This is a genomic window from Streptomyces oryzae (assembly GCF_017676365.1).
Classification (GTDB): domain Bacteria; phylum Actinomycetota; class Actinomycetes; order Streptomycetales; family Streptomycetaceae; genus Streptomyces; species Streptomyces oryzae.
In genome coordinates this window covers 1-24,052 of sequence record NZ_JADKMA010000002.1, presented here as the reverse complement: position 1 = coordinate 24,052, position 24,052 = coordinate 1, and the positions used below count along the sequence as shown (strand labels likewise).

Sequence of the window (24,052 nt, the reverse complement as noted above, 5' to 3'; positions counted from 1 at the left end):
CCGCCTGCCTGGACGCACGACCTCGACCGGACTGGAACCGCGACGCCCGGCCACCGCCGACGGAGCCGACGCGAAGCCGAGCCCGTGCGTGCGGCCGTGCCACCGGATGACGGAAGCACGGCCGCACAGAGTGCGGAGCCCCGGGAGCGAACTGAAGCCGGACCCGCGGACGCAACCGGCCCCACTGGCGCAGGCCGGGCCGCAGGGCGCGGGGGCGTTCCGGGCGCACGGCGCCGACCGTGGATGCGGGCCGGTCCGGCAGGCGTCCGCATGGATGCTGCGTCGCTCTCGCGCCGAGGCCGCGCCCTGCCCGCGCGGACCGAGCCGCCGAAGACAGCTCTGGAGGCGACGCGGGCGCGAACCGCCGCCGGGGACGGCGCCAGGGAGGCTGCCGGAGACGGCCGACCGGCCCTGAGCGCGCCCGCGCCGGTCAGTGCTCGCGGGGGGCGGGCACCACATGATCCGCCCCGCCGGCGGCACCGGCACCGCCTGGCTGACCCGGCTGACCCGCCCCGGCGGGCACCCCATGGGTCCCCGGCTGACCGGCCTGCGCGGGCGGCGTCGCCTGGGCCGGCTGACCGGAGGCGGCCGCCGGAGCAGGTGCGCCCTGCGCGGGCTGCGCGGCGGCCACCGACTCGGCGGGCCCGCTCAGCACCTGACGCATGGCCGCCTCGGCAACAGCCGCCTCCCCCGCGACCAGCGCGTCGACGACCCGGCGGTGGTGCCCCACAGCGTTCTCCGTCGGTTGCTCGCAGCAGGCGGTCGGCCCGCCCGAGACCTGAAGCGCCGAGGAGACGATGCCGGAGAGATGCTCCAGCATCCGGTTGCCCGCGGCCTGCAGGATCAGCCCGTGGAACTCGGCGTCGGCACGCGAGAAGGTGAGGGTGTCGCCCTGGGCGTGAGCGTGGCCCATGATCTCCACCATGTCGCCGAGGCGCTGGTGTACGTCGTCGTGGCTCTGTCCGGCGGCGAGGCGGGCGGCGAGGGGCTCGATGGCCCAGCGCAGCTCGCACAGTTCGCGCCGCTGCCCCTCCCGCTGGGGGCCGAAGGCCCGCCATTCGATGATGTCGGGGTCGAGGAGGTTCCAGTCGCTGACGGGCCTGACCCGGGTGCCTACGTTGGGACGCGCGCTGACGAGCCCCTTCGCCTCGAGGACGCGCAGGGACTCGCGCACGACCGTACGCGAGACCTCGAAGCGCTGGCCGATCTCTTCCGGGACGAGCGGCCGGTCCGCGCCCAGGTCCCCCGAGACGATCATCTGGCCGAGCTGCTGGACGAGTTGGCCGTGCAGGCCCCTGCCTCGGCTACCGGACGCACGTCGGCCCACTCGGTTCATCTCAGCCTCGGAACCCTCCCACGCCGAGGCGTTGGTTGTGGTACGCGCCGTTCCCGTGGACTCGGCGTATGCGTAGCGGTCCAGCTCGCCCGGGCCTGCGAGGCCGGTGTCGACGGGGCGAGCCGCGGTCATCATGGAGTGCGCAAGGGTAGTCACGACCCTTGTGTCGGCCGAGGTCAGGACGGTCTTGAGGGCTTTGGTGAAAAGCACACGAAAGGGTGATCGCTGGCTTCCTTACAATTGACGCCTTATCGGAAAGAACGGACCACATCATTGGTGGTCAGAGCCATCTGCCGGACTTGAGTGCCGAATTGGCCCCGACAGCATGTGAACACCTGGCGGATTTATGCCGGTTCCGGCTCGCAGCAGCTCAACATCGCTCCTTTGTACGGGCAATCCGCCTCCTCATCTGCCGGCCTCCCCGTCCGACTACCGCTGTCTCGGCCTGCCGCGCAGAGACATGAACGCGTACGCACAGAACAGTGCGGTGACCGACAACGCGAGGGCACGGCCCACCGGTTGCGACACGATCCCGGTCGCCACCGCGCCCGACTGCTCCACTGCCGAAGGCCAGGGAAAGAGCAGCACCGAGCGGAGGCGCTCCGGCACCCCTTCGAACGACTCCCCTCCGGAAGCGGCCGCCACCTTCCGCACCAGGGGTGCCACCAGCGCGGGCACGGCCACAACGGCGACGACACCCAGCGCGGTCGACCTGAACACCCCGGCGGCCAGCAGCCCCGCCCAGGCGCATCCGACACAGAGCGCGAGCACCGCCATCACCTGCACCCCCAACGAGGGCACCACGGCTCCGGCCCCCGGACCGCCGGGAACGGAGAAGCTGGTCAGGTTGCCGATGTCGAACGTGCGCTCGGGGAAGGCGAGAGCCAGGCTGTCCGCTCCGTAAAACAGAATCAGCGCTGCCGCATTGCAGAGGGCCGTCGCCACACACAGGGCCACTGCCGTACCAGCCGTCACCACGAGCTTGGCCATCAGCAGCCCGAGTCTGCGCGGCACCGGCACGTGAGCCGGTACCAGCGCGGGGTACCGGAACTCCTCCCCGAAGGCCATGGCCCCCACCAGCCCCGCCACAACCGCTGCCGGCGGCACAAAGAACGGCGAACCAGGTGGCCACCCGGTGAGCAGCTTCAGACCAGGCGCGCTACCGGTCGCAGCGTCGGCCGCACCCCCCGCGCCTGTTCCAGCCACAACGACGGAGATCCCCAGTCCGGTGAGCAGCGCCAGCCCGATCAGCACCCATGGCGTCCGCACGCCGAACAGCCGAAGCAGCTCATACCGCAGCGGCGCCACCGGCCCCGGCCTGCGGACCACAGGCAACTCGGGAGGCAGACCGCCCCTGCGCTTCGCACTTCCGGGCCTGCCTGCCCCTCCGCCTGCTGCGGAGGTCACGTCCCGGGGCCGAGGACCGCCCGTTGCGGTCGCCCTGTCCGGGCGGTGGCTCTGAGCCCGGTCTTCCGGGTGGGTTCGGGCCTGGGCCGCTTCCGTGCTTCTCCTGGTCGGTGCATCCGACGAGACGGAAGCAGTGGTACCGGATGCAGCAGAGGGCGAGGGTGTAGTGCCGGTGCCGATTGCAGCGGAGCCGGAAGCCGGCTCCTTTGTGGCCGCTGCAACCGCATCGGCAGCCGAAGCCTCAGCAGAGCCCGATAGCGAACCCGAGTCCGAACCCCCGGCGACCGGGGACGGGTCGGGTGTCGGCGACTGGGAAGCCGGGTCGGTGCCGAACACCGCGGGCCCGCCCGAAGAACGGCCCGGCGCCCGCTGTCCCCGGCGTACCGGATCACCCGGGGAACCCCCTGCGATGGCCTCCGGCTTCTCGTGCCCGGCCGGGACCAGCGCACCGTCCGGCAGCTGGCCGCCTTCCACCGTCGGCTCCGTCTCCTGTTCCTCTGCGGGCCGCCCCTCCACGGCCGGGTGCGCTTGCGCCCCGCCCTGCCCCGCCTCGGCGCTCCGCTCACCACCCGCGGAGGCGGAAACAGCGCTTGCTCCGGTTCCGGCCTGCGGCTCCACCTCTGGTGCGGATGCGCTGCTCCGCGCTGATGTACTGCCCACCGGCTGGTAGCTGCCGGGCGCCGGAACGGAGGCGTGCCCGGACGCAGCAACGACGCCTCCCCCTCCCTCCCGCATAGCGGAGCTTCCTCGTTCTGCCTGATCAACATCCTCACAACAGACCCCCACGCCTTCCCCCTTCGCTTCTTCCCCCGTATTCCCGGCGGTCGCAGCTAGCGCCAAGCCCCCTGCCTCCCGTGGCGAGGGTCGTCCGTCCGCCCGGTTCAGCGGTCCCGGCCGGGTGCTGTCCCCGGCGTCACCGATTTCCTCCGTCAGCCTGTGCACCAGAATTCCGTGCCGATAAGCGGACTCCCCCACCGCTGCGCAAGTGCTCCCATAGACCAGGACCGTGCTGCCTCCCTCGCACACCACCTCCACAGCCCCGCGTTCGCTTTTCGTGCGGTCCGCGCTCCGGGCCTCCTGCGAGAGCACGGCCGCAAACCGTTCCGCGTGCGGTGTCCTGATCACCACCCGAGGACGGAGTCTGGTGCGGGAGAAATCGGCCGCCTCCTGGTCGGCCATGAGCCGACCCCGGTCGATCGTGACCACCCGGTCTGCGAGCCGCCCCGCCTCTTTCGGATCACGCGAGGTGAGGAGCACCAGTCCGCCCTGCTCCGCGTATCCGCGCAGGAGCCCGCGAAGCCAGCTGGCCTCCCGCGGCGACAGTCCGCGGGTCGGTTCGTCCAGCACCAGCGTGTGGGGATCGCCCAGCAACGCCGCTGCCATTCCGAGTCTGCGGTCCATCCCGAGCGAGAAGTCACCGAGCCGTTGGTCCGCCAGCCCACTGAGCCCGACCACGTCCAGGACCTCGTCCGCCCGCTCCTCCGGGACCCCCGCCGCTGCGGTCAGCATGCGCAGATGAGCCCGAGCGGTGCGGGCCGGGTGCCCCGGGACATCACCGAGCAGAACACCGATCTCCCGGGCCGGGTGCGGGATTCGCTGCACCGGACGCCCTCGGAAGAGCGCCACACCACGCCCCGGAACAAGTTGGAGCATCAGCCGCAGCGCCTCGCTCTTACCCGAGCGAGCCGGGCCCAGCAATACGGTGACCTTGCCGGAGCGCGCCTCGAAGGTGAGGTCGTCGACATGCGGCAGGCGCTTGCGCCGGACCGCACTGGTCAGTCCGATGGCCTGAATCATCGCTTCTCCTGCAGAATGCGTGGCGGACGCACCACTGCAAGATAACGCGACATTTCCGACTTTCCGGGTAACAGCTCGGCCAGCCCTACTGCGGAAGCAAGACGTCGGCTGCCTTCCGGCCTCAGACCTCCGGACGGAGCATGGGCGGGTTGAGCAGCGTGGCCCCACCAGCACGGAACAACTGTGCCGGCCGACCGCCCTGACGGGTCGTCGTCCCGCCGGTCGGCACCAGGAACCCGGGCGTACCCGTCACCTTGCGGTGGAAGTTGCGCGGATCGAGCGCCACGCCCCACACGGCTTCATAGACCCGGCGCAGCTCCCCCACCGTGAATTCAGGCGGGCAGAAAGCTGTGGCGAGCGAGGAGTACTCGATCTTGGATCGGGCCCGCTCCACCCCGTCCCGCAGGATCTCGTCGTGGTCAAACGCGAGCGGCACCTGCTGCTCGGCCTCCCACCCGCCTCCGTCCCCCGCGCCGAGAAGTGTGTCCGTCGGCGCCCATCGCGCGCTGCGCGCGTCACCGCCCGCGATGGGCGAGGGCAGATCCGGCGCGAGGACGAGGTATGCGACGCTGACCACCCGCATTCGGGGATCGCGCTGAGGTGCGCCGTAGGTGGCGAGCTGCTCGAGGTGTGCACCGGCGTCCTGGTCCTCCAGGGCCTGGGACCGCAGTCCGGTCTCCTCGGTGAGCTCACGCGCTGCCGCCGCCTCCAGACCCTCGTCCCCTCGGACGAAGCCGCCCGGGAGCGCCCACCGGCCCTGATACGGGGGCTCCCCGCGGCGTACGACCAGGGCATAGAGCGCATCTTTGCGCACGGTGAGCACCACGAGGTCGACGGTGACGGCGAAAGGCGGGAAGGCCGACGGGTCATAGGGCATGGCGTGATCATAGTCGTCTCCTTGACGATAAACAGTCCGTTCCGCGGTGCCGCTCGCACCTCATTCCTCCCCGGCCGCGGCGAGTCCTGCGAGTGCTCACAAGGTGGTCTCGCCCTCCACTTCGCCCTGCTGCTCCACCCCTTCTCCGCTCGGCCTCGCTCCCGGTTCGCCCCTCAGACAACGACGCACCTCCTTGGGGTCCAGCCCTTCGTTGCAGGCGTGGTGCAGGAGTTGGGCGAAGAGATAGTCCGGGTCGGCTCGGAGCGCGAGACCGAGTGCGACCCGGGCTGTCGGAATGTCACCTCCCGACCAGGCGACCCAGCCGGCCAGCGTGAGCAGCGCCGCGGCGTGTCCGGTGTAGGGGCCGGCACAGCGCCGGGCCAGTGCCCGCCAGAGCCGGAGGGCCGGGGTCACTTCCACCCCCTCCATCCATTCGGCGGCCCTGTCACGGGTGTCGCGGTCCTGGAGGCCGAGGATCGCCGAGGCCGCTTCGTCATGGCTGAGCAAGCCGTCGTCGTGTGCGTCCTGGCTCGTCTGTGTCGCCGCCGTGGGAGAGCGCTGCTGGAAGCGCTCCATGAGCCGGCCGAGGAGGGACAGAGTCTCGGTCCGTACCCGTTGCCGACCTTCCGCGGTCAGCATGCGGGGAATGAGCTCCGCACTCACTTCGTCCAGAACCCGAGTCTGTTCCTCGGCGAACGGCGGCCCGAGCGGAAGAAGGCGCTTCTCCATCTCGCGCAACGAACCGTGCATCGGCACACCGGCGTATGCGGCCGCGACGGCCATCGCCGACGTACTTGCCTCTGCCAGGGGGAGGCCCTCAGGCGGACAGCAGAGGGGATCGGGACAGACGTAGGAGTAATACCTGCCTTCCGAGAGGCACAGCGCCTCGTATACAGGCATCTCCAGATGTCCGCAGGCGCGTCGCAGCTCTTGCACGAGAGGGCGAAGCCGCTCCATGACTTCCCTGCCGGTGCGGCCTTCGCCGGGCTCCTGGCAGAGGAAGATCAAGGCGCCGTCGGGTCGGGCGCCCCGGGCTTGTGAACTGGTGTCCAGACAATCGGCGATCTGTGGCGCAAACGCTGCCCAGCTGCTCTCGGCGTCGGGAATACCGATCCTGAGTCGCCCGCCGAAGCGTCCGCGCTCGCCGTGGAGTGCCACCACGACGAGGGAGTCGTCCGGATAGAAGCCGAGCAGGTAGGGCAGTGCCTCGGCGAGTTCGGCGGGATCTCGCAGAGAGACGCTCGCCTGCGGCGAGGCCGTTGGGTCCGGAGAGAAGGGACGGGTTGGTTCGTTGCCGCGAGGCTCGCGGTCGTGCTGTGTCATGGCTCGACGGTCGCGCACATCGCAAACTCGGGGTCGTGAGTTATCCACAGCCGAGCCCACTCCTGTGTTTGTCATATTAGTTCTGGGTTTTCCACAGGCCGTGTCTTCGGACGTCGGCGACATCGGGTTGCATGGACGCATGAGTGACACACAGCTGCGGCAAGAAGCCGACTCGGTGCTCGCCGACCTCGTCGGTGACCGCGGGGGAACGGCCCGGCTGCGCGCCGACCAGTGGCGGGCCATCGAGGCGCTGGTCGAGGAGCGGAGAAGGGCCCTGGTCGTGCAGCGCACCGGCTGGGGCAAGTCGGCCGTCTACTTCGTTGCGACCGCTCTTCTGCGCAAGCGCGGGTCGGGGCCGACGGTGATCGTCTCCCCGTTGCTGGCGCTGATGCGGAACCAGGTGGAGGCGGCAGCGCGAGCCGGCGTCCAGGCCCGCACCATCAATTCCGCGAACCCGGAGGAATGGCGAACCATCGAAGCCGAGGTGGCCGACGGGCAGGTCGACGTGTTGCTCGTCAGTCCTGAGCGCCTCAACAACCCAGACTTCCGGGATAACGTGCTGCCCAGCCTCACCGCCTCCACCGGCCTGCTCGTCGTGGACGAAGCACATTGCATTTCCGACTGGGGCCACGACTTCCGCCCGGACTACCGGAGGCTGCGCACCATGCTCGCAGAGCTGCCGTCCGGAGTCCCGGTGCTCGCCACCACAGCCACCGCCAACGCCCGCGTCACAGCGGACGTGGCCGACCAACTCGGCACCGGAGGCACAGCAGCGGACAGCGGCGGCCAAGCAGCCTCGGCTCCCGCGCTCGTGCTGCGCGGATCCCTGGACAGGGAGAGCCTGAGCCTGAGCGTTCTACGTCTCCCCGACGCTTCACACCGTCTCGCGTGGCTGGGAGAGCACCTCAAATCCCTCCCTGGCTCGGGCATCATCTACACCCTCACCGTGGCAGCCGCCACTGAGGTGGCAGCCTTTCTTCGCCAGTGCGGACACGAAGTGGCCTCCTATACGGGCAGGACGGAGAACGCGGACCGAGAAGCCGCCGAGGCCGACCTCCTCGCCAACCGCGTGAAAGCACTCGTGGCCACATCGGCGTTGGGCATGGGCTTCGACAAGCCGGATCTCGGCTTCGTCGTCCACCTCGGCTCTCCCGCCTCCCCCATCGCCTATTACCAGCAGGTCGGCCGGGCCGGCCGCGGGGTGGACCATGCGGAGGTGCTGCTGCTGCCCGGCCAGGAGGATGAGGCGATCTGGCGCTACTTCTCCTCCCTGACCTTCCCTCCGGAGGAACAGGTGCGGCGCACGCTCGATGTGCTGGCGGGTTCGGACCGTCCGATGTCGCTTGCCGCTCTGGAGCCGCGGGTTGAGCTGCGCCGTTCCCGGCTGGAGATGATGCTCAAGGTGCTCGATGTGGACGGGGTCGTGCAGCGGGTCAAGGGCGGCTGGCTCGCCACCGGCCAGCCGTGGCACTACGACGCCGGCCGGTACGAGTGGGTCGAACGACAGCGCAAGGCCGAGCAGCGCGCGATGCGCGGCTACGCCGAGACGACCGAGTGCCGGATGGAGTATCTGCGGCGCGAACTGGATGACGAGGCGGCGGCACCTTGCGGCCGGTGTGACAACTGCGCAGGGGGCAGATTCAGCCCACAGGTCGATGAGTCCCTCGTCGTCGCGGCCCGCGGCGAGCTGCGCAGGCCCGGGGTACGGATCGAGCCCCGGAAGATGTGGCCCACCGGTATGCAGGTCGTTGGCCTGGACCTCAAGGGGAAGATCCCCGAGCAGCAGCAAGCATCGGCCGGGCGAGCTCTCGGACGACTGTCCGACATCGGTTGGGGAAACCGGCTGCGTCCATTGCTGTCCCCTCAAGGAGGAGACGGGCCGGTGCCGGACGACGTACTGCACGGTGCGGTGACCGTTCTCTCGGACTGGGCCAAGAGCCCTGGCGGCTGGGCCTCCGGGACACCAGAGGCATCCGGGCGTCCGGCAGGCGTCGTGGCGATCGAGTCCCGCACTCGACCGCAACTGGTGCGGTCCTTCGCGGAACGGATCGCCGGCATCGGCCGCATCCCACTGCTCGGAGCACTGACATGCGCAGATGAGTTCGGCATGCTGAACGCGGCACGCAGCAATGGAGCCCAGCGGCTGCGGGCTGTCCACGAGGCTCTGAAGCTCCCGCCGGAGCTGGCTGGGTCCCTCAACGCGCTTGAGGGCCCCGTCCTGCTCGTGGACGACTACACCGACACGGGCTGGACGCTCGCGGTAGCCGCAAGGATGCTCCGCCGGGCTGGGGCGAAGGAGGTGCTGCCGTTGGTTCTCGCAACCGAGGGCTGACCGGGAGGTATCCCTGGACGGACCGCCGAGGAGGCTCCAAATCGCCCAGCATCGGCCGAGCGTTGCAAGTCACAACAGCCTTGCAGCCCAGAGCACGAGGTAATGCCGGCCTCGCAGCTCACGGAGTGTCCCCGGCGTGCAGCTCAAGGAATCGGTGCCGGGTGCCCGGTCCGGTCGGTGCGCAGGCCGGCACCGGCCGTTCCGCCCACGCCTCGCCCTTCGAGCAGCGTTACGTCGAGGTCAGAGCCGCACCGAGGTCGACGCTGTCGCGGAGCGCCGGCCCTGAGGCACCCGGCTGACGCACCGGGCTCCGCTCGGCCGGCCTGCGAGCCGTGGATCAGAGCAGGGCGCGGACGCGCTGAGGGTCGCCGCAGACAATCAGCTGCTCGGTGGCCTTTTCCAGAGCCGCGGGCAGGGCTGCCGCAGCCTCCGGGTCGGTGCCACCGTTGACGGCGAGCAGCACGATGGGGCGCTGTGCCGTGCGGGCCACGACGGAGGCGTGGGCACAGAAGACGTCCTCGACATCGGCGAGTTGGCGCCAGTAGGAGTCCTCGCCGAAGGAGAGTTCGTGCTCTGCCCACGGGTGCTGGTCACCGGTTGTCAGCAGCAGGATCTCGCCGGGTGCTCGGCCTTCGTCGAGGAGCTTGTCGACGGTCTCGTCGGCAACCTCCACCGCGGTCTCATCGGTCGCGGAGACGAGGTGGATCCGGGCCGTGGGCTCCGGGGAGGAGGTCGGCTTGGCCGAAGCAGACCGGTTCGACGGGCGTGGCCCGCCTGGGCGGCCCGGAGTGCTGGGGCCCTTGCTGTCGCCGCGCGGTGGTGCTGGGCGCGGCGCCTGGCGGGGGCCGGGAATAGGGGCTGCGGTGCGGGATGCCTGCGGAGTTCGGGATGCTCCCGCTGATGCGCGGGTGCCCGGGACGCTCTCGTAAATCTGTGGCTCCTCGGGAGTGAGAGGCATGAGGTGTTGTCTATCAAAGGACGGAAACAGACGTGTCAGCGGGTACGGGTTACGCGGGTATTCCCGCGACTGAGTTCCGGTACTTCGTGACGGCGTCGTCCGACCGATCCGGTTCAGAAGAGGCCGATCTGTTCTGTGGGCTCGCTCCGGATGCGCTTGAGGTGCTTCCAGCGGGTCAGGGCATCCATATATGCCCAGGACAGCCGGTGATGCGGGGTGGGGCCGATCTTTTCCAGGGCTGCCTTGTGCACCGGGGAGGGGTATCCGGCGTTGTCCTCGAATCCGAACTCGGCGTGCTCGGGAGCGAGTTCGGCCATCAGGGCGTCGCGGCGCACCTTGGCGATGACGGAGGCGGCAGCGACGGCAACGCACGACTGATCGCCCTTGATGACGGTACGCACCCGCCAGGGCGCTCCGAGATAGTCGTGCTTGCCGTCCAGGATCACGGCGTCGGGCCGTTGGGGCAGGCCGTCCAGGGCGCGGACGGCGGCGAGCCGGAGGGCGATGGTCATGCCGTGTTCGTCGATCTCTTCCGGCGTGGAGTGACCAAGGGAATAGGCGGTGACCCAACTGGTCAGTACTTCGGCGAGCTCGCTGCGGCGGGGCTCAGGGATGAGCTTGGAGTCGGTGAGGCCGACGGGAGGACGACGCAGGCCCGTGATCGCGGCGCAGACCGTCACGGGTCCCGCCCAGGCTCCACGGCCGACCTCATCCACTCCGGCGACAATCTTGGCGCCGGTGGTGGCGCGGAGCGAACGCTCGACGCGATGGGTAGGAGACTCGTACGGCATGGCAATAACTAGCGTATCCGCTGTAGGGGCGGCGAGTTCAGGGGAGTCCGCCGAAGACGGTGAAGAAGACAGGAAAAGAGTCCCGAGAAGGCGTAGGTGATCGCGGATGGGGGTGAATTGGTGACAGAGAGTCCGCGAAATGGAGCGCACTCTCTCGACTTCCGGCTCTGAGGGGCTCAACCCACGGCGTCGAGGAGCCAGCCGGGAAATCCCTCCGTGCGGTCGCGCCATTCCTCGGGCGGAGCCGAGGCGGGTCCGCCCGCCGCCACGATCCCGCCGACGATGGCGCAGGTCGTGTCCACGTCGCCGCCGGCGCTCGCAGTGGTCCAGAACGCAGCGCGGAAGTCGCCAAGATTCCGGGCAGCGGCCCAGAGGGTGAACGGCACCGTGTCCTGCGTGCTGGTGCGTCGGCCACAGCCGAGGACCGCTGCGACCGTGCCGACGTCGGCGTAGTCGAGCATGTCGGCGGCACGGCGCAGCCCCGCCTGTACGGCGCTGCGCGGGACCAGCTCCTGGACGCGGGCCAGCAGCCGCTCGGCGGTGAGCGGTGTGGTCGGTACAGCCGATGCGGGCGGTATAGCCGGTGCGGCCGGAGAGCTCGGCGTGGCGGGCCCGTGCCTGGCCTCCCCGGCGCCCTGACCCGTGCCGATGTCCGCACCCCCTCCCGTCCGACCCGGCGTTTCGGGGCGGGCCTGGGCTTGGCCGGCGACGAGGGCGGCGGCTGCGGCGACCGCGCGGGTTCCGGCGACGGCTTCGGGGTGTCGATGAGTGACCGTGGCGGAGCGTTCGGCCTCCTCCGCGGCGCGCTCGGGGTCGTCGGCGAACCATGCGCCGAGCGGGGCCACTCGCATGGCGCCGCCGTTGCCCCAGGAGCCTTGGCCGTCGAAGAGGGCGGCGGCCAACTCGCGCCAGTCGCCGCCCTCCTGGTGGATGAGGCGGAGCATCCGGTTCACCGCGGGGCCGTAGCCGCGGAAGAAGTCGTGGTGCTCGGCGAAGGAAGCGGCCAGCGCGTCCTGGTCGACATGACCGTGCGCCGCGAGCACGGCCACCACCGAGGCGGCCATCTCGGTGTCGTCGGTCCACTTCCACAGGCCGGGCGGCAGCTCGCGGCGGCGCAGGGCGGAAAGGTTGTCGGGGACGAAGAACTGTGAGCCCAGGGCGTCTCCCACGGCCAGGCCGCGCAGGCTGGCGAGGGCGTGAGAGATCCGCTCACCGTGGCTGGGTGCGGGAAATCGAGCGCTCATGTCCCGACGATGTTAGCGGCGACTCCGGTGGCTGCCAGGACTTTCATAGCCACCAGGGCTCTCCTCGGGGCCAGGCCCGGAGAGGCCAGGTCACCAGGCCGGCCAGACGCCGAGACCGCCCGAGGGGCCAGGTCCTCCCGAGGGGCCGGCTCGCCCAGGGGGCCAGGTCACCCGGAGGAGCCGAGGCTCCCGGAGGGGCGGGGGCTTCCGTAGGGCCGGGGGGCCTGCCAGCGTTCGAAGGGGCGGTCGAGGTGGTAGCGGCCTTCGGGGCCCAGCAGGAGGGCGCGGGTCTCACCGTTGCGCGGGTTGGAGAGGCATTCGAACTCCTCCACCGTCCAGTGGAACCAGCGCATACAGAACAGCCGCATGGTGAGCCCGTGCGTGACCAGCAGTACGTTCGGTGGATTGTCGGGCGCCTCGAAGCTGCGCCACAGGCTCTCCAGGAAGGCGCCGACACGGTCGTAGACGTCGGCGCCCGACTCCCCCTGGGCGAACCGGTAGAAGAAGTGACCGTAGGCGTCGCGGTACTTCTTCTGCTGCCGTACGTCGTCCCGGTCCTGCCAGTTGCCCCAGTCCTGTTCCCGCAGTCGGGGCTCTTCACGGACCCGCATCTGGGCCGGGCCGATGCCCAGCGCGGCCAAGGTCTCCCGGGTGCGGCGATAGGGCGAGACGTAGGCGGAGATGCGCTCCTCGCCGAAGAGTTCACGGAGCCGCTTGCCAGCCTCCTCGGCCTGGCGCAGACCGCGCTCGGTCAGTGGCAGAGCGTGATCAGGCACGCGTTCGTAGATGCTGTCGTCGGCGTTTCCCTCCGACTCTCCGTGGCGGAGCAGGACGATACGGCGAGGACGTGCCATGAGCTCCACCCTAGGTCAGACGGTCCAGGACGGCTCCAGATCGATCACGTCGCCGGTGACATGGGCGATGTCGGCTCCGGTCTGGGCTCGTAGCGCCAGCCGTTCCACACGCTCCACTCGATACTTTCCGTATTCGGCGGCGGAGTCCCACATCGAGAGGACGAGGAATTCGTCCTCCGTGTTCGCCTGGGCGAACACGCCGCGCAGCATCCCGGGGGACCCTGCCATCGCCGGGTTCCACACCTTCTCCTGCATCAGCGTGTAGTGCTCGATCCGCTCCGGCCGCACCCGGCAGTGGGCCACGCGCAGCAGATCCGCGTCCGTGAAGACGGGACGGAAGCCGGTCTTCACATCGAAGCGGTATTCGAAGAGCCTGACCTGCAGGTCCTTGTATGTTCCGACCTGGGCGGCATGCAGCCGGTCGTGCGAGCGCGCCATGAAGGAGTCGTAGAAGGCGCGGCTCTCCCAGAAGCCGAAGAGGTGGACGACTCCTTCGCGGGACCGGCTCCAGCCCCCGCCCTGCCCCCGGAAACCGGGCTCGCCGAGCAGCCCTGCCCATTTCCGCTGTGCCCGTGCGAACCCCGGGCGGTCGACGACGGTGCAGCGCATCCACTTGACCAGCACCGCGCTATCGTACGGCCATCTCAGCGACCCCCCGGCCCGGTACGAGAGCAGCCCGCGTCTCGTACTGACGTGCCCCGCTCCCCCGTGCGCCTCGCGAGCTCCCGATGCGCCTCCCCCGCTCTCGCCCCGACTCAGGCTGGCGCCGCTCGCACCTCCGCCAGGACATGCTGCGGGGCGGGAACCGACCCTCGGTCGGTCCCCGCCCCGGTCAGCGATACGGGCCCCCGGCGCCCCTCAGCCGTCCGCCGTCAGCCGTCGCCCTCAGCAAGGGCTGCCGGCCGGGAGGCCAAGAGCTGCCGTCAGCGCGGCCGTCAGCTGCAACCGCTGGTCGAGCCGCAGCCCTCGCACAGGTAGCAGCTTCCGGCGCGGCGCATCTTGGTGCCACAGGAGAAGCACAGGGGGGCATCGGCGTTGAGGCCGAGCTGCATCTCCAGCAGCTCCGTGGAGTTGTGGGCCTCCCTCGGCGCGGGCGTCGCGGCCTCGGGTTCGGCGGCCGTACGCTGCGCGTCCTTGGCGTCCTTGGCCTCCTCCTTCGAAGCCGACACAGCCGACTGGCCCGCCTGCCCCGACTGGCCCGCCTGCTCGGCCTTGGGGGCCGACTGTGCCAGGGCGTCGGCGTCGAACTCCTCCTCCGTCGCCTCGTAGGAGCCCGTCTCCAGGTGGCGCTGCCGCTCGGCCGCCGAGTGGATTCCGAGCGCCGAACGGGTCTCGAAGGGGAGGAAGTCCAGCGCCAGGCGGCGGAAGATGTAGTCGACGATCGACTGAGCCATCCGCACGTCCGTGTCGTCCGTCATCCCGGCCGGCTCGAAGCGCATGTTGGTGAACTTCGAGACGTAGGTCTCCAGGGGAACGCCGTACTGGAGGCCGACCGAGACGGCGATGGAGAAGGCGTCCATCATGCCCGCGAGGGTGGAGCCCTGCTTGGACATCTTGAGGAAGACCTCACCGAGACCGTCGTCCGGGTAGGAGTTGGCCGTCATGTAGCCCTCGGCGCCGCCCACCGTGAAGGAAGTGGTGATGCCGGGACGGCCCTTGGGCAGCCGGCGGCGGACCGGGCGGTACTCGACGACCTTCTCCGGCTCGGGCGCCTCCGCCTTCTTCTCCTCCTTGGCCTTGGCCGACAGCGGCTGGCCGACCTTGCTGTTCTCGACGTAGACGGCCAGCGCCTTGGTGCCGAGCTTCCAGCCCTGGAGGTAGATCTCCTCGACGTCCTCGACGGTGCTGCTCGCCGGCATGTTGACCGTCTTGGAGATGGCGCCGGACAGGAACGGCTGGGCTGCCGCCATCATCCGGACGTGGCCCATCGGGGAGATGGAGCGCTCACCCATGGCGCAGTCGAAGACCTCGTAGTGCTCGGGCTTGAGGCCGGGAGCGTTCACGACGTTGCCGTGCTCGGCGATGTGCTCGACGATCGCCTCGACCTGCTCGGGCTGGTAGCCGAGGCGCTTGAGGGCCTTGGGGACCGTGTTGTTCACGATCTGCATGGAGCCGCCGCCGACCAGCTTCTTGAACTTGACCAGGGCCAGGTCGGGCTCGACGCCGGTGGTGTCGCAGTCCATCATCAGGCCGATGGTGCCGGTCGGCGCCAGCACCGACGCCTGCGCATTGCGGAAACCGTTCTTCTTACCGAGCCGCTGCACGTCCTGCCACGCCTCGGTCGCGGCTGCCCACACCGGGGTGTCCAGGTCATCCATCCGGGTGGCGGCGTCGTTGGCGTCGCTGTGCTGCTTCATGACCCGGCGGTGCGCCTCGGCGTTGCGGGCGTACCCGTCGTAGGGGCCCACCACGGCGGCGAGTTCGGCCGAGCGCTTGTAGGAGGTGCCGGTCATCAGGGAGGTGATGGCACCGGCCAGGGCGCGGCCGCCGTCGCTGTCGTAGGCGTGGCCGGTGGCCATCAGCAGGGCGCCGAGGTTGGCGTAGCCGATGCCCAGCTGCCGGAAGGCACGAGTGGTCTCGCCGATCTTCTCGGTCGGGAAGTCGGCGAAGCAGATGGAGATGTCCATCGCCGTGATGACCAGCTCGGTCACCTTGGCGAAGCGCTCCGCGTCGAAGGACTGGTTGCCCTTGTCGTCGTCGCGCAGGAACTTCATGAGGTTGAGCGACGCCAGGTTGCACGAGGAGTTGTCCAGGTGCATGTACTCACTGCACGGGTTGGAGGCGGTGATACGGCCCGTCTCCGGCGAGGTGTGCCAGTGGTTGATGATGTCGTCGTACTGGATACCGGGGTCGGCACAGACGTGGGCGGCCTCGGCCATCTTGCGGAAGAGCTTCCTGGCGTCCACCTCCTCGACGACCTCGCCGGTCATCCGGGCGCGCAGCGCGAACTTCGAGCCGGACTCGACGGCCTTCATGAACTCGTCGTTCACGCGCACGGAGTTGTTTGCGTTCTGGTACTGGACGGAAGCGATGTCCTCGCCGCCCAGGTCCATGTCGAAGCCCGCGTCCCGCAGGGCGCGGATCTTCTCCTCCTCCTTGACCTTGGTGTCGATGAACGCCTCGACGTCCGGGTGGTCGACGTCCAGGACGACCATCTTGGCGGCGCGGCGAGTCGCACCGCCCGACTTGATGGTGCCGGCGGAGGCGTCCGCACCGCGCATGAAGGAGACGGGGCCCGAGGCGTTGCCGCCCGAGGAGAGGAGTTCCTTGGAGGAGCGGATACGGGAGAGGTTCAGGCCGGCGCCGGAGCCGCCCTTGAAGATCATTCCCTCTTCCTTGTACCAGTCGAGGATCGACTCCATGGAGTCGTCGACGGACAGGATGAAGCAGGCGCTGACCTGCTGGGGCTGCTTGGTTCCGACGTTGAACCACACCGGGGAGTTGAAGGCGAAGATCTGGTGCAGCACGGCGTAGGCGAGCTCGTGCTCGAAGATCTCGGCGTCCTCGGGGGAGGCGAAGTACCCGTTCTTCTCACCAGCGGCCCGGTAGGTCTTCACCACCCGGTCGATCAGCTGCTTGAGGCTGTTCTCCCGCTGCGGCGTTCCCACGGCTCCGCGGAAGTACTTGCTCGTGACGATATTGACCGCGTTCACCGACCAGAAGTCGGGGAATTCGACGCCACGCTGCTCGAAGTTGATCGAGCCGTCGCGCCAGTTGGTCATGACGACGTCGCGGCGCTCCCAGTTCACCTCGTCGTACGGGTGCACTCCGGGGGTCGTGTGAATGCGCTCGATGCGCAGTCCGTTGTTCGCCTTGCTGCCCTTTGCGCGGGAGCCGCGTGCCGGGCCGCTCGTCGTCTCTGTCATTCCGCCTCCCTGTGTGGGACATAACGCCCCAACGTGCCCCGGTTCTTCCCCGAGAACTGTGCCTGTCTGGTGACCCGGACACGGTGCGTGTCCAGGCCAGGTCTCTGTGTGCGCCGAGGCCGTACCCCGGCCTGTGGGCCCCGCACAGCGGGGCCGGTCGCCGCTCAGTCGGCGGCAGCGGCCGCGGGAGCTTCGTCGGCCCCACGGCTTGGTCCGTCCGGCGAGCCCTCCGCCCGGGCTCCGGCACCGCCCGCGGGCGAGGCCACCCCGGACGGCGCCTGCGCGTCTGCCCCGGCCGTCCGGCCCCTCCCGGTCCGGCCGGCCCCCTCCCGGGCGCTGGTCTCCTCCTGGCCTCCGGCGGTTTCGCCGTCCCGCGCTCCAGGGCCGGAGTTACGTGGATGCGCTTCGCGCAGTTCGGCTATGGCCGCCTCGAAGTCCTCCAGCGACTCGAACGCCTTGTAGACCGAGGCGAACCGCAGATAGGCGACCAGGTCGAGGTCCTGGAGCGGGCCGAGTATGGCCAGTCCGACGTCGTGTGTGGACAACTCCGCGCTCCCGGTGGCCCGGACGGCTTCCTCGACTCGCTGCCCGAGCTGGGCGAGGGCGTCCTCGGTGACGGGGCGCCCCTGGCACGCCTTGCGGACTCCGGCGATCACCTTGTCCCGGCTGAAGGGCTCGGTGACACCGCTCCGCTTGATCACAGTGAGTGACGCATTTTCCACGGTCGTGAAGCGGCGGGAGCAGTGAGGACACTGGCGCCGCCGCCGGATGGCCGCTCCGTCGTCGGCCGTACGGCTGTCGACCACGCGGCTGTCGGGGTGCCGGCAGAAGGGGCAGTGCATCGTTTCCACCCTCCCAGGACCCACAGGGCCCTCACCGTGCATGACAGATCACGCCGCGGCACCCCCGTCACAGGGGCCCCTCGACGGGCCACCAGCATAGGCGAAGTCTCTCCGGCGTGAGCACTCGGGGACACAACTTCTGGTGGCGTGCGCTCATCAAACCACTAGATCTGGTAGCCGACGGTCAAGTCAGCCGTCACGCGTGTCGCCCCCCGGCGCGGCCCACGAGCCTACGCGAAGCAGGGCGACGGGACGCCGCCGGGGGACGCCTGCCAGACTGTGCGGAACAGCGGCGGCCCGCTGCGTGCAGTGTGGCGAACGCAAAGACAGCGGCGCGGCGCCGACCCGAAGCGGCGACGCGGCGGGATGAAAGTTCGACAACATAAGTAATTACGGACAGCAACGGGCGGCAACGGGAAACAGAGCGCGGAAACCCCCACGACGGCAGCGCGAACGCAGCACGGCCAGGCGGGAATCACACGACGGACGACGCACGCGAGGTTTGCGTGATGCACCTGCGGCACATGACAGAGGCACACGGCATACGCGGCGTCATCACATTCCGAAAGGACCCGCCACGCCCGGCGAGAGAGACGGCGCGGCCTATACACCTGCTGAGCCGCAGAAGTCAGGCGAACTGCGGATTTTCACTCGAACGTGTGTTTGGCGCAACCTTTCGAAAGCAACTACCGTTGTCCAGCTAGGGAGAACTTCTCGAGAGGGGCCGACGACGTGACCACGACCGCAGACAGCGCCACCATCACCTCCCAGAACCGCACAGCTCCGACAGCGGCTCAGCCAATTGACGAAATTCAGCCCGCGAATGGCGCCATGAACGCAGAGATTCAGGAAGGCCAACAGGCGAAGCGATCGCTGCCCGGCCGACCTCCAGGCATCCGCGCCGACAGTTCGGGGCTCACCGATCGGCAGCGCCGGGTGATCGAGGTGATCCGCGATTCGGTCCAGCGGCGCGGGTACCCGCCGTCCATGCGGGAGATCGGCCAGGCAGTGGGGCTCTCCAGCACCTCCTCGGTGGCACACCAGCTGATGGCCCTCGAGCGGAAGGGCTTCCTCCGCCGGGACCCGCACCGTCCCCGCGCCTACGAGGTACGCGGCTCGGACACCCCCAGCAGCGCCCAGGCCGCAGCCGACACCGCGGGAAAGCCGTCGGCCTCCTACGTTCCGCTGGTCGGCCGGATCGCGGCGGGCGGCCCCATCCTCGCCGAGGAGTCGGTCGAGGATGTCTTCCCGCTGCCGCGCCAGCTGGTCGGCGACGGCGAGCTGTTCGTCCTGAAGGTCATCGGCGATTCGATGATCGAGGCCGCGATCTGTGACGGCGACTGGGTCACCGTGCGCCGCCAGCCCGTCGCCGAGAACGGGGACATCGTGGCGGCGATGCTTGACGGCGAGGCCACCGTGAAGCGCTTCAAGCGCGAGGACGGGCACGTATGGCTGCTGCCGCACAACTCCTCGTACCAGCCGATTCCGGGCGACGACGCGACGATTCTCGGCAAGGTCGTCGCCGTACTGCGCAGGGTCTGAGCCCCGCGCCTCTCTCTGCACCGGCAAAGCTGGGCAGCCCGTACGCGGGCTGAAGGCTCACGGGCCGCTGGTTCCCTCCGCACCGGAACCGGCGGCCCGCCGTCGTGCGCACCGGAACCGGCGGCCCGTGACACGAAGAGCCGTTCGAGGGCCGCTGCCGTTCCCCGGCGCCTGGCGCGCTTGGCACGCCCGAACCCCCATCCCCCGGCCGGACCCGCCGACCTGCTAGGCCTGCTTGGCCGCCTCGTCGATGGCGGCGAGGGAGCGGCGGACCTGGTTGGGGTCCGTCGTGTACCAGAAGTCCGGCATGGAGGCCCGCAGAAAGCCGCCGTAGCGGGCCCGCTCCAGGCGCGGGTCCAGGACGGCGACCACGCCGCGGTCCCCCGTCGCCCGTACGAGCCGGCCCGCGCCCTGGGCCATCAGCAGCGCGGCGTGGGTGGCCGCCACCGCCATGAAACCGTTGCCCCCCGTCTCCTCGACCGCCTTCTGCCGGGCGCTCATCAGCGGATCGTCGGGCCGCGGGAACGGCACCCTGTCCATCACCACCAGCTGGCAGTTGGGGCCCGGCACATCGACGCCCTGCCACAGCGACAGCGTGCCGAACAGACAGGTCTCCGCGTCGTCCGCGAACCGCCGGATGAGCTCTCCCAGCGTCTCCTCGCCCTGGAGCAGGATCGGCAGTCCCAGCCTGCCGCGCAGTTCCTCGGCGGCGGCCCGCGCGCCCCGCATGGAGGAGAAGAGGCCCAGCGTCCGGCCGCCGGCCGCCTCCACCAGCTCCGCGAGTTCGTCCAGCATGTCGCCGCGCTGGGCCTCTCGGCCCGGGGGCGTCAGATGCTTGGCGACGTAGAGGATGCCCTGCTTGCGGTAGTCGAACGGAGAGCCGACGTCCAGCCCCCTCCAGGGCGGCGTCTCGGTCTCCTCGCCCTCCCTGTCGCCCCCGATCCCCTCGGGTGCGAGGCCGAGCGAGGCTCCGACCCCGTTGAAGTCGCCGCCCAGCTTGAGGGTGGCCGAGGTGAGGATGACGGAGCGGTCGGTGAAGAGCTTCTCGCGCAGCAGGCCGGACACGGACAGCGGAGCGACCCGCAGTGAGGCGCCGTAGCGCTCGTGCCGCTCGTACCAGATGACGTCGAACTCGGAGCAGTGGAGGACGCGTTCGGCGACGTCGTGGACGTTCTCGATCGATGCTTTGGCCTGCTTGCGGACCGCGTCCTCGTCCTGCACGGACTTGTCCCGTGTGTTGCCCAGCGCGCTCAGACAGGTGCGACCGGCGTCGCGCAGCGCCATCAGGGCGTACTCCAAGTCCTCCGGAAGAGTCTCCAGCCGGCCCGGCAGGGCGAGCTCCATCAGCCGCTCGAAGGTTTCCGAAGCGGTCTGGAGCTGATCGGCTGATTTTTCGTCCACCAATTTGGTGACACGGCGCACCGCGCGGTTGACGCTGCCGGGGGTGAGCTCGCCCGTGGCGACGCCGGTGACGCGGGAGACGAGTTCGTGCGCCTCGTCGACGATCAGCACCTCGTGGCCGGGGAGCACGGGGGCGCCCTCGATGGCGTCGATGGCCAGCAGCGCGTGGTTGGTGACGATCACATCGGCGAGCTTGGCGCGCTCCCGGGCAGCCTCCGCGAAGCACTCGGCGCCGTATGCGCACTTGCTGGCGCCCAGGCACTCCCGGGAGGAGACGGAGACCTGGCCCCAGGCTCGGTCGGAGACGCCGGGCTTGAGGTCGTCGCGGTCGCCCGTCTCCGTCTCATCGGACCAGTCGCGCAGCCGGAGCAGGTCCGTGCCGAGCTTGGAGGTGGGGGCGGCGCTCTCGAAGGGGTCGAAGAGCCCTTCCTCCTCTTCCTGCGGCACCCCTTCATGCAGCCGGTGCAGGCACAGGTAGTTCGACCGGCCCTTGAGGATGGCGAACTCCGGGCGGCGGCGCAGCAGCGGATGCAGCGCCTCGACGGTGCGCGGCAGGTCGCGCTCGACGAGCTGGCGCTGGAGCGGGAGCGTGGCGGTGGCGACCACCACCCGCTCGCCGTGAGCGAGCGCGGGAACCAGATAGCCGAGGGACTTTCCGGTGCCGGTGCCCGCCTGCACGAGGAGGTGGCGGCCGGTCTCGACGGCCTCGGCGACGGCCTCGGCCATGGCGGCCTGACCTGGACGTTCCGTGCCGGCGACGGCGGTGACGGCGGCCTGGAGGAGTTCGGTGACGGCGGGCTTGCTCATAGACCCGACACCTTACGTGGCGCCACTGACACTCCGCCCCGCTGCTTCCCACCCCGAACGGCTTCTTCCAGCCATCTACGGACCGGCACGCGCCGGTTCACCCCGTGCACATACGGACACTCACGGTTGCCGTCTTCAGTGCCGCCCTGAGTACAGCGGATTGCGCACCGTCCCGTGGACCGCGGCATGCGGGCGCTCGGTCCGGTCACGGTAGCCGTCGGTGTGCAGCCGGTTGCGGTTGAGGCAGAGCCGTTCAATGCGCGGGGTCAGCAGGTCGAAGGTCTCGAAGCGGGACTTCAGCCCGGGGAAGCGCTCGTGGTAGCGGTCGATTTCGGCACGTACGAGAGCCCAGAAGTCGTCCTCGTCCACGCCGAGTTGCGTCTCGCACAGCGGGGCCAGGTAGCGGAAGACTCCGACGAAGAGCGCGGAGTGGATGAACTGGGTGAGGAAGGCGGGCGGTTCGCTGAGCAGGACGCCTCGTACATCCTCCGGCATGGCATCGAGCTCCGGCACGGGCTCCGCGCTGACGTTGACGTCGTCCACGAAGTCCTTGATGGCCAGCCGGACCGGTACGTCCTGCCGGTCGAAGACGACGATGGTGTTCTCCCCGTGCGGCGAGAAGACTGTGCCGTAGCGGTAGAGGAAGTGCAGCAGTGGTGGGAGCAGCGAGGCGAACAGGTGCCTGAGCCAGACCCTGGGCTCCAGGCCGGAGCGCGCCACCAGTTCGGCGGTGAGGGAGTTGCCGTGCACGTCCGTGTGGATCAGGGAGGCGAGAGTGCGGGCGCGCTCGTCCGGGCCGAGCATGGGGGTGAGGGGTTCGCGCCAGATGCAGCCGAGGAGTTCGCGGTACTGGTAGGGCGCTTCGGTGAGCGGCTCGTACACCGGGTGCGGGACGGCCACGGAGGCGACCTCGCCCAGCAGGATCACCCGGCACTCCTCCGAGAGGAACGCGTCCTGCTCGCACAGTCGCTGCACCCAGCCGGTGACGGACGGCGCCGCCAGCGTGCGGTCGGTCGGCAGTCCGCGCCACACCAGTGTGTTGAGGATGGCCAGTGGCAGCTTGACGGTATGCCGGTCGGGCCTGCTGGTGTTCAGGAACGTACGGATGGACTGCTGCGGCAGCCGCAGATCGCCGTCGCTGGGCAGCGGAAGGATCTCTTGAGCGGCCAACTGCGCGGCGAACAGCGGCACGACCGTCTCATCCCACTGCCAGGGGTGCACCGGCATGCAGAAATAGTCCTCAGGGGCCACACCGCGCGACCGCAACGCCTGATGGAACGAGGCGATGGTCTCCTCGCCCAGCTCGCGCGCGTACAGCCGCTCCGCGTCGGCCAGCCTGGGCACCCCCTGGTACGTCGCCAACCGCCGGTGGACTGCGAGCCAGGGCAGCGGGCGTGCCGTGCGGATCTCGGGCGCCCAGCGTGCGGCGTCGGCGCCGGAGAAACCGAGCCGCCCCTTGTTGGCGACCAGCCAGGGGTGGCCCGTCATGTGCCCCTCCAGCTCGGCGTAGCCCAGTGAAGCGAGGTCGGCGACGGGCAGTTCGGAGGCCAGCAGTTGAGTGTCGGCAGTGAGGGTGGCGGTCAGCTCGCGGATGAAATGGCCCGCTGTCTCACCGCTCATCCCCAGCAGTGTCCGCGCGCGGGATACGAAGGCCAGCGGGTCCACTCCGGGCTCCAGCGAGGCGGTGTCGACGCTCCAGTGGCCGTAGGCTCCCCGGCGGGCCCGGAACCGGACGGTGAGGTCGTCGTCCACGGGGAGGACGTAACTCCGGGGAGCGGCACCGGGGGCGGGCTGCGGCTGAAGGATCTCCTCGTAGGAGAACTCGGCGAGCATCTTGGCGAGCAGCCGCCGGGACGCGCGGTTCCAGTGGTCGGACCCTCTCTCGATGCCCACGGGGACGGCTAGCGGGGCTACATCATGGCAGGAGGACGAGGACGAGCTTCGGGACACGGGAGTTGCTCCTTGTGGGGAGGCGTGGATTGAGGTGGCGGTGGCCGCGGAGCACACGGGACGCGGCCACCGGGTCAGAGCTCGTGGCGCAGCTCGCGGTCGCGCACCATCAGGGCCGCGCGCTTGCCGGGCAGCTGAACCTCGGCGCCGAGCCGGAAGCCGGCGCCGAGGAAGGCGGCGACGGAGGGGACGTTGCGCACATCCGGCTCCGCCAGTACGCGCGCACAGCGGGGACGCTGATCCAGTACGAGGTCGGCGACCGTACGCAGCAGCAGTGAGCCGAGCCCTCTCCCCCGGTGCGCAGCCGCGCCGATGAGCAGGTGCAGGCCGGTGTCGTGCGGCTGGATGCGGCAGTACCGCGCGAGCGGGTCGAGGTCGGCGCGGTAGAGCTCCCAGTAGCTCATCGGTTCACCGTCCAGCAGCCCGAGGCAGGGCACGCTGCGTCCGTCGCCGTCCAGCTGGGGGCGCAGATGGGCCTCGGTGACCCGTTCGGGACCGGCCAGCTCCCAGAAAGCCGCCACTGCTGGGTCGTTCATCCATGTGGAGATCAGCGGCAGATCGCGGGCGAGGCGGACAGGGACCAGCTGGAACCGGCCGGCGTCGGTCGCCGCGGCGGGCCAGTTCGCGGGAGCGTCGAGCGCGTCGGCGCGCGCTCCGGTGGCGCCGGCGCAGGGGCGCACAGGGTGCACAGGGGGGATGTGAGGGGCGTTGGGGTGGTGTGGGCG

The 24,052-nt window shown here is 69.9% G+C and carries 15 protein-coding genes and 1 pseudogene; 2 read left to right on the top strand and 14 right to left on the bottom strand.

The window, feature by feature from the left end; translation table 11 throughout:
• Positions 1-430 precede the first annotated feature (430 nt).
• From ITI46_RS00600 to ITI46_RS00585, 4 genes are all read right to left on the bottom strand, one after another.
• The gene (locus ITI46_RS00600; protein ID WP_247745268.1) at positions 431-1,471 is read right to left on the bottom strand and encodes a FadR/GntR family transcriptional regulator; all 1,041 of its coding nucleotides are present in this window, start codon (positions 1,469-1,471) and stop codon (positions 431-433) included.
• Positions 1,472-1,765: 294 nt separating this feature from the next.
• The gene (locus tag ITI46_RS36200; RefSeq protein ID WP_209237109.1) at positions 1,766-4,540 is read right to left on the bottom strand and encodes an ATP-binding cassette domain-containing protein; all 2,775 of its coding nucleotides are present in this window, start codon (positions 4,538-4,540) and stop codon (positions 1,766-1,768) included.
• Positions 4,541-4,661: 121 nt separating this feature from the next.
• Positions 4,662-5,417 carry an NUDIX hydrolase gene (locus tag ITI46_RS00590; protein WP_209237108.1) on the bottom strand — a complete coding sequence of 252 codons (756 nt, stop codon included), beginning with the start codon at positions 5,415-5,417 and terminating at the stop codon, positions 4,662-4,664.
• Positions 5,418-5,513: 96 nt separating this feature from the next.
• Positions 5,514-6,740, bottom strand: coding sequence for a DUF4192 domain-containing protein (locus tag ITI46_RS00585; RefSeq protein ID WP_209237107.1), 1,227 nt, complete (start codon positions 6,738-6,740; stop codon positions 5,514-5,516).
• A gap of 139 nt (positions 6,741-6,879) precedes the next feature.
• On the opposite strand from ITI46_RS00585, the gene ITI46_RS00580 reads away from it, so the two are divergent.
• Positions 6,880-9,072, top strand: coding sequence for a RecQ family ATP-dependent DNA helicase (locus ITI46_RS00580; RefSeq protein ID WP_209237106.1), 2,193 nt, complete (start codon positions 6,880-6,882; stop codon positions 9,070-9,072).
• Positions 9,073-9,409: 337 nt separating this feature from the next.
• Here the strand turns inward: ITI46_RS00580 and ITI46_RS35670 are convergent, their stop codons facing one another.
• The 7 genes and pseudogenes from ITI46_RS35670 to nrdR form a co-directional block, all read right to left on the bottom strand.
• A complete protein-coding gene (locus tag ITI46_RS35670) occupies positions 9,410-9,745 on the bottom strand; it encodes a hypothetical protein (protein ID WP_307808000.1) in 336 nt (111 codons plus the stop codon).
• A gap of 398 nt (positions 9,746-10,143) precedes the next feature.
• Positions 10,144-10,821, bottom strand: coding sequence for a ribonuclease HII (gene rnhB / locus ITI46_RS00570; RefSeq protein ID WP_209237104.1), 678 nt, complete (start codon positions 10,819-10,821; stop codon positions 10,144-10,146).
• Positions 10,822-10,997: 176 nt separating this feature from the next.
• Positions 10,998-12,065 carry an ADP-ribosylglycohydrolase family protein gene (locus tag ITI46_RS00565; RefSeq protein ID WP_209237103.1) on the bottom strand — a complete coding sequence of 356 codons (1,068 nt, stop codon included), beginning with the start codon at positions 12,063-12,065 and terminating at the stop codon, positions 10,998-11,000.
• A gap of 167 nt (positions 12,066-12,232) precedes the next feature.
• Entirely contained in the window at positions 12,233-12,919 is a 687-nt protein-coding gene (locus ITI46_RS00560; RefSeq protein ID WP_209237102.1) for a histidine phosphatase family protein, read from the bottom strand.
• Positions 12,920-12,934: 15 nt separating this feature from the next.
• Entirely contained in the window at positions 12,935-13,543 is a 609-nt protein-coding gene (locus ITI46_RS00555; protein ID WP_209237101.1) for a YdbC family protein, read from the bottom strand.
• Positions 13,544-13,854: 311 nt separating this feature from the next.
• Positions 13,855-16,785, bottom strand: coding sequence for a vitamin B12-dependent ribonucleotide reductase (locus ITI46_RS00550; protein WP_209237100.1), 2,931 nt, complete (start codon positions 16,783-16,785; stop codon positions 13,855-13,857).
• Between the two features lie 314 nt (positions 16,786-17,099).
• Positions 17,100-17,627 (bottom strand): annotated as a pseudogene (nrdR, locus tag ITI46_RS00545) (transcriptional regulator NrdR); the annotation flags it as partial.
• A 732-nt stretch (positions 17,628-18,359) separates the two neighbouring features.
• Between nrdR and lexA the strand changes: the two are divergent.
• Positions 18,360-19,169: a transcriptional repressor LexA gene (lexA, locus tag ITI46_RS00540; RefSeq protein WP_209237098.1), complete on the top strand. Its 810-nt coding sequence runs from the start codon at positions 18,360-18,362 to the stop codon at positions 19,167-19,169.
• Positions 19,170-19,394: 225 nt separating this feature from the next.
• Here the strand turns inward: lexA and ITI46_RS00535 are convergent, their stop codons facing one another.
• The 3 genes from ITI46_RS00535 to ITI46_RS00525 all read right to left on the bottom strand — a co-directional run bounded on the left by ITI46_RS00535 (position 19,395) and on the right by ITI46_RS00525 (position 24,025).
• Positions 19,395-21,377 carry an ATP-dependent DNA helicase gene (locus ITI46_RS00535; RefSeq protein ID WP_209237097.1) on the bottom strand — a complete coding sequence of 661 codons (1,983 nt, stop codon included), beginning with the start codon at positions 21,375-21,377 and terminating at the stop codon, positions 19,395-19,397.
• 135 nt (positions 21,378-21,512) lie between these two features.
• Positions 21,513-23,327, bottom strand: coding sequence for an IucA/IucC family protein (locus ITI46_RS00530; protein ID WP_372451820.1), 1,815 nt, complete (start codon positions 23,325-23,327; stop codon positions 21,513-21,515).
• Between the two features lie 74 nt (positions 23,328-23,401).
• A complete protein-coding gene (locus tag ITI46_RS00525; RefSeq protein ID WP_209237179.1) occupies positions 23,402-24,025 on the bottom strand; it encodes a GNAT family N-acetyltransferase in 624 nt (207 codons plus the stop codon).
• Between the last annotated feature and the right edge of the window lie 27 nt (positions 24,026-24,052).

Excerpts from the sequence above, each read along its gene's own strand:
- ITI46_RS00565 (WP_209237103.1), bottom strand. The coding sequence starts at position 12,065 with ATGAGCGCTCGATTTCCCGCACCCAGCCACGGTGAGCGGATCTCTCAC.
- ITI46_RS00535 (WP_209237097.1), bottom strand. The coding sequence starts at position 21,377 with ATGAGCAAGCCCGCCGTCACCGAACTCCTCCAGGCCGCCGTCACCGCC.
- ITI46_RS00600 (WP_247745268.1), bottom strand. The coding sequence starts at position 1,471 with ATGATGACCGCGGCTCGCCCCGTCGACACCGGCCTCGCAGGCCCGGGC.
- ITI46_RS00560 (WP_209237102.1), bottom strand. The coding sequence starts at position 12,919 with ATGGCACGTCCTCGCCGTATCGTCCTGCTCCGCCACGGAGAGTCGGAG.
- ITI46_RS00580 (WP_209237106.1), top strand. The coding sequence starts at position 6,880 with ATGAGTGACACACAGCTGCGGCAAGAAGCCGACTCGGTGCTCGCCGAC.
- ITI46_RS00550 (WP_209237100.1), bottom strand. The coding sequence starts at position 16,785 with ATGACAGAGACGACGAGCGGCCCGGCACGCGGCTCCCGCGCAAAGGGC.
- ITI46_RS00585 (WP_209237107.1), bottom strand. The coding sequence starts at position 6,740 with ATGACACAGCACGACCGCGAGCCTCGCGGCAACGAACCAACCCGTCCC.
- ITI46_RS00590 (WP_209237108.1), bottom strand. The coding sequence starts at position 5,417 with ATGCCCTATGACCCGTCGGCCTTCCCGCCTTTCGCCGTCACCGTCGAC.
- rnhB (WP_209237104.1), bottom strand. The coding sequence starts at position 10,821 with ATGCCGTACGAGTCTCCTACCCATCGCGTCGAGCGTTCGCTCCGCGCC.
- ITI46_RS36200 (WP_209237109.1), bottom strand. The coding sequence starts at position 4,540 with ATGATTCAGGCCATCGGACTGACCAGTGCGGTCCGGCGCAAGCGCCTG.